This window comes from Haemophilus sputorum CCUG 13788 (genome assembly GCF_000238795.1).
GTDB classification, from domain to species: domain Bacteria; phylum Pseudomonadota; class Gammaproteobacteria; order Enterobacterales; family Pasteurellaceae; genus Haemophilus_A; species Haemophilus_A sputorum.
Map to the genome: position 1 here is coordinate 1 of NZ_AFNK01000020.1, position 551 is coordinate 551.

General features: G+C 44.6%; 1 protein-coding gene. It reads right to left on the minus strand.

Annotation, left to right across the window (positions count from 1 at the left end; genetic code table 11):
* The coding region (locus HSP_RS0103305; protein ID WP_010128759.1) for an SPFH domain-containing protein at positions 1–551 on the minus strand (551 nt) is incomplete at both ends.

A 551-nucleotide genomic window follows, 5' to 3' on the forward strand; every position in this document is an offset into this window, starting at 1 on the left:
TCCGCTTCTGCCTGACGTTCGCGTGCTTCAGACTGAAGAAATGCTGATTGCCGTTCCCCTTCCGCTTTCAGTATTTGAGACTGTTTTTCCCCTTCCGCCTTCAGAATTTGTGACTGACGTATACCTTCCGCTTCCAGAATTTGGGCACGCTTAGTACGTTCCGCTTTCATTTGCGCGTTCATCGCCTTAGTCAGTTCTTCTGGTGGTTTAACATCCCGAATTTCAATACGTGTGACCTTAATTCCCCACGGATCAGTTGCATAATCGACAACCGTTAACAGTTTAGAATTGATGCTGTCACGTTGAGAAAGCATATCGTCGAGATTCATTCCACCAACGACAGTTCGGATATTGGTCATGACAAGATTTGAAATAGCTGATGCAAGATTATCGACTTCATAAGCTGCCTTCGCTGCATCAATGACCTGGATAAAACAAACAGCATCGATAGTTACGTTTGCATTGTCTTTCGAAATAACTTCCTGTTTAGGAACATCCAGGACGGTTTCCATCATGTTGATCCGTTGACCTATGCGGTCCATAAACGGGAT